The sequence below is a fragment of the Streptomyces sp. NPDC031554 genome (assembly GCF_055580685.1).
Genome location: NZ_JBVIKX010000025.1, coordinates 1 through 5,636 on the forward strand (window position 1 = coordinate 1; position 5,636 = coordinate 5,636).

1 protein-coding gene is annotated in these 5,636 nt (G+C 71.4%); it reads left to right on the plus strand.

What is annotated here, in order from left to right; translation table 11 throughout:
* A partial coding sequence (locus tag ACZ5FU_RS34905; RefSeq protein ID WP_469047937.1) for an SDR family NAD(P)-dependent oxidoreductase occupies positions 1 to 5,636 on the plus strand: 5,636 nt, incomplete at both ends.

Below are 5,636 nucleotides of genomic sequence, written 5' to 3' on the forward strand. Positions count from 1 at the left end.
GGTGTGGAGGTTGATTGGGGGGCCGCGTTCGATGCGCGGGGGGCACGGCGGACGGAACTGCCGACGTATCCCTTCCAACACCAGCACTACTGGCTCGACGCGAACGACGGGGCCGCCGTCGACGCCGACCCCGCCGACGCCGCCTTCTGGGCCGCGATCGAGGCCGGCGACACCGACGCCCTCGCCGACGACCTCCAGCTGAAGGCCTCCGTACTCGACGAGGTCCTGCCCGCGCTCTCCTCCTGGCGCCGCCGCCGGCAGGAGCGGTCCGTCGTCGACGGATGGCGCTACCGCCTCGGCTGGGACCGCATCGACACCACGGGCGCACTCCCCGACCCCCTCTCCGGCACCTGGCTCGTAGCCACCGGCCCCGGCACCGACGGCGGTCCGCTCGCCGAAGCCGTCGCCACCGGTCTCGCCGAGCGTGGCGTGCAGACCGTGCGCATCGAGGTCGACACCGAGAACGCGAGCCGGGAGGCGCTGGCCGCCGCCCTGCCCGACCAGCCCTTCTCGGGGATCGTGTCGCTCCTCGCACTCGACAGCCGACCGCACCCCGTCCACCCCGCCTGGTCGCGCGGCACGATCGGCACCGTGGCCCTCGTCCAGGCGCTCGGCGACGCCGGTGTCGAGGCACCCCTGTGGGCGGTCACGTCCGGCGGCGTCGCCGTCGCCGACCCCGCCGAGCTGACCGACGTCGCCCAGCACGTCATGTGGGGCATCGGCACCGTCCTGGCCCTGGACCACCCGCGCACCTGGGGCGGCCTCGTCGACCTGCCCTCCGGCACCGACCGGCCCGACCCGCACACCCTCGACCCGCACACCCTCGACCTGCTGTGCACCGCGCTCTCCGGAGCCGGCGACGAGGACCAGCTCGCCGTACGCGCCGACGGCCTGCACGCCCGCCGTATGCGCCGAGCCCCGCTGGACGGCGCCCCGGCCCCCACGCCCTGGACCCCACGCGGCACCGTCCTCATCACCGGCGGCACGGGCGGCACCGGAGCCCACGTCGCACGCCGGCTGGCCGAGCAGGGCGCCGAACACCTGGTCCTGACCAGCCGCCGCGGCCCCGACGCCCCCGGCGCCGATGAACTCCGCGCCGAACTCGCATCCCACGGCACCCGGGTCACCCTCACCGCCTGCGACATCGCCGACCGCGACGCGGTCGCCGCCCTCCTCGACGCCGTCCCCGACGAACTGCCGCTGACCGCCGTCCTGCACCTCGCCGGCGCGCCCCAGACCGAATCACCCCTGTCCGGACTCACGCTCGAGCAGTTCGCCGAGATGGGCCGCGCCAAGATCGACGGTGCCCGTCACCTGGACGACCTGCTCGGCGACCGCGAACTCGACGCCTTCGTCCTCTTCTCCTCCGGCGCCACCGCCTGGGGCAGCAACGGTCTCACCTCGTACGCCGGAGCCAACGCGTACCTCGACGCGCTGGCCCACCACCGTCGTGCCCGCGGACTGACCGCCACCTCCATCGCCTGGGGCGCGTGGGACGGCGGCGGCATGGTCGACGCGTCGATGGCGGGAGAGTTCGCCAAGCTCGGCCTCTCCCTGATGGACCCCCACCTCGGCGTCACCGCCCTGCTCCAGGCCGTCGAACGCGACGAGACCCATGTGGTCGTCGCCGACATCGACTGGACCCGCTTCGCCCCCGCCTTCACCCTCAGCCGTCCTCGGCCCCTGCTGCGCGGCCTGCCCGAGGTCACCGAACTCCTCGCCGGCACCACCGAGGACCACCCCGGCACCGACGCCTCCGCCCTGCGCTCCGAACTCCTGCGGCTCTCACCGGCGGAACAGCAGCACCTGCTGGTGGGCCTGGTGCGGACCGAGGCCGGAGCAGTCCTCGGCCACGCGGACACCGAAGGCGTCGAGGAGGACCGGGCGTTCAAGGAGATCGGATTCGACTCCGTCACCGCGGTCGAACTGCGCAACCGTCTCAACGCCGCCACACGACTGCGCCTGCCCGCCACCCTCGTCTTCGACCACCCCAATCCCAGGACGCTGGCCGACCACCTCCGCGCTCAACTCGTCGGCGACCGCGCCGCCGAGGCCCTGCCCTCCGCCGCACCGTCGTCGTCACCGCCGCCCGCGGCCGACGACCCGATCGCGATCGTCTCCATGGGCTGCCGCCTCCCCGGCGGCGTGACCTCGCCCGAGGACCTGTGGACCCTGCTCGCCGAGGGGCGTGACGCCCTCGTCGACTTCCCGGCCGACCGCGGCTGGGACCTGGACGGCCTGTTCTCCGACGACGCCGACGCCCCCGGTACGACCTACGTCCGCAAGGGCGGTTTCCTGCACGGCGTCGCCGACTTCGACGCCGCCTTCTTCGGCATCAATCCCCGTGAGGCGCTGGCGATGGACCCGCAGCAGCGGCTGCTGCTGGAGACCTCCTGGGAGGTCTTCGAGCGGGCGGGCATCGACCCCACCTCACTGCGGGGCAAGGACGTCGGTGTCTTCACCGGCATGGGGGCCCAGGACTACACCCCGCGCCTCGGCGGCGGCGCCGAGGGAACCGAGGGCTACGCCCTGACCGGCAGCGCGGGCAGTGTCGCCTCCGGCCGTGTGTCGTACGTCCTCGGCCTGGAGGGACCCGCGCTCACCATCGACACGGCGTGTTCGTCGTCGTTGGTGGCGATGCACTCGGCGATGCAGGCGCTGCGCAGTGGTGAGTGCTCGCTCGCCCTGGCCGGCGGCGTGGCCGTCATGTCCAGCCCCGGTGTCTTCGTGGAGTTCTCACGGCAGCGGGGCCTTGCACCTGACGGACGCTGCAAGGCGTTCGCCGGGGGTGCGGACGGCACCGGCTGGGCCGAGGGCGTGGGTGTGGTTCTGCTGGAGCGTCTGTCGGACGCGCGGCGCAACGGTCATGAGGTGCTGGCTCTGGTGCGGGGCAGCGCGGTCAATCAGGACGGTGCGTCGAACGGCCTGACCGCTCCGAACGGTCCCTCTCAGCAGCGGGTGATCCGTCAGGCGTTGGCGAACGCGGGTCTGTCTGCGGCTGACGTCGATGCGGTGGAGGCGCACGGTACGGGTACGGCGCTGGGTGATCCGATCGAGGCGCAGGCGTTGATCGCGACGTACGGCCAAGAGCGCCCCGGCGACGACCGCCCGCTGCTGCTCGGAGCCCTGAAGTCGAACCTCGGTCACACGGGAGCCACCGCTGGTGTGGCGGGTGTGATCAAGATGGTGCAGGCGATGCGGCACGGTGTGCTGCCGAAGACGCTGCATGTGGACGAGCCGTCGCCGAAGGTGGACTGGTCGGCGGGTGCGGTGGAATTGTTGACGGAGGCGCGGGAGTGGCCGGCGGTAGCGGATCGTCCTCGGCGTGCCGGTGTGTCGGCGTTCGGGATCAGTGGGACGAATGCGCACGTGATCCTGGAGGGTGTTGAGACGGACGATCCCGAACCGACCGTGTCACGTGGGCTCGTGCCCCTCGTCCTGTCGGGCAGGTCGGCGGAGGCGGTGCGTGCGCAGGCGGTGCGGCTGGCCGGTTTCCTGGAGGAGCGGTCCGGGCTGAGTCTGGCGGATGTGGCGTTCTCGTTGGCGTTGTCGCGTGCTCGTTTTGATCATCGTGTGGTGGTGGTGGCGGGTTCGGTGGGGGAGGCGCGGGAGCGTCTGGTGTCGGTGGATCCGCAGGCGGTGGTTGCGGGTGGTGTGGGTGTGTTGTTCACGGGTCAGGGTGCGCAGCGGGTCGGGATGGGGCGTGAGTTGTATGCGGCGTTCCCGGTGTTCGCGGCTGCTTTCGACGAGGTGTGTGCGGTTGTCGATGAGGGGCTGGGTCGTTCGTTGAAGGACCTGGTTTTCGAGGGTGGGGACGAGCTGGATCGGACGGGGTGTGCGCAGCCGGCGCTCTTCGCCGTTGAGGTGGCGTTGTTCCGGCTGGTGGAGTCCTGGGGTGTGCGTCCTGACTTCGTGGCGGGTCATTCGGTGGGTGAGGTGGTGGCTGCGTATGTGGCGGGGGTGTGGTCGTTGGAGGATGCGGCGGCTTTGGTGGTGGCGCGGGGTCGGTTGATGCAGGCGTTGCCGTCGGGTGGGGTGATGTTCGCGGTCGAGGCCGCGGAGGAGGAGGTCGTCCCCCTGTTGGTGGAGGGGGTGAGTGTCGCGGCGGTCAACGGCCCCACCTCTGTCGTGCTCTCCGGTGTGGAGGAGGCGGTTACGGGGGTGGTGGCCCGGTTCGAGGGGCGTCGGGTGAAGCGGTTGCGGGTCTCGCACGCGTTCCATTCGTCGTTGATGGATCCGATGCTGGAGGAGTTTCGCCGGGTCGCGGCCGCCCTGGCGTATCACGAGCCGCGTGTGCCGGTGGTGTCGAACCTGACCGGTGAGGTGGCGGAGGCGGGCCGGTTGTGTTCGCCGGAGTACTGGGTGGAACACGTGCGGGGCACGGTCCGCTTCCACGACGGCATTCAGAGCCTGCGTGAGCAGAAGGTGGCCACGTTCTTGGAGCTGGGGCCGGAGGGTGTGCTGTCGGGGATGATCGCGCAGGACTGCGTGCCGTCCCTGCGCCGGGACGTGCCCGAGGACCGGGCCCTGATGCAGGCGCTGGGCCGGCTGCACGCCCGGGGTGTCGAGGTCGACTGGGAGAAGGTGTTCGCCGGGACCGGCGCCCACCGGGTGGACCTGCCCACCTACGCCTTCCAACACCAGCGGTTCTGGCTGGCCGCCACCGCTCCGAAGACTGACGTGTCGCTGGGACACCCGCTGCTCGGCGCGGTGATGGCGGTGCCGGAGACCGGTGGTGTGCTGTGCACCGGCCGGTTGTCGCGCAAGGCTCAGCCATGGCTGGTCGATGACTCCGTGCCGGGTACCGGCATGGTGCCGGGAGCCGCCCTGGTCGAACTGGCCATCCGCGCGGGAGATGAGGTCGGCGCCGGTACGGTGCGGGAGCTGGCGATCGAGACACCGATCGTGCTGCCGGTCACCGGAGCCCTTCGTGTGCAGGTCTCTGTGGGCGGCGTCGACGACGACGGACACCGCACGGTGGGCGTGTACACCCGCGTCGAACATGGCGACGAGTCCTGGACCCGCCACGCCGCCGGCACGCTGACGCCCTCTGGTGCGGCTCCGGCTCCGAGCGGTGACGCGGCCACGCAGGAGGAGTGCATCGAGCTTGGCCTGGACGATGAACTCGCCACTGAGGCAGGGAAATTCGGCCTGCACCCGGTGCTTCTGGAAGCCGCGGCCCGTGCGACCGGGAGCTCCGGTCTGTCGGCAGAGTGGCGTGGAGTGACCTTGTATGCCACCGGTGCCACGACCGTCCGGATCCGGGTGACACCGACTGAGAGCGGTACCGACGACGCGTCGCGCCTGGAGATCTTCGATGCCGGTGGCGAAGGTGCCTTGATCGCTTCGGTGGAGTCGCTTGTGGTGCGGGCGGTTGCCGGGGATGGGTTGAGGGTGTCGGGGGGCGGTGGTGGTGGGGCGTTGTTCCGGGTGGAGTGGTCGCCTCTGCCGGTGGCTACTGAGGTGGATGCCGTGGGTGGGGTGGAGGTTGTGGAGGTGGAGTCGGGTGTGCTGGATGCGGAGGGGGTTCGGCGGGTCTCGGCTGGTGTGTTGTCTGTGGTGCAGTCGTTTTTGGGGTCGTCGGGTGTGGGTTGTCTGGTGGTGGTGACGCGGGGTGCGGTGGAGGTGGGTGCCGG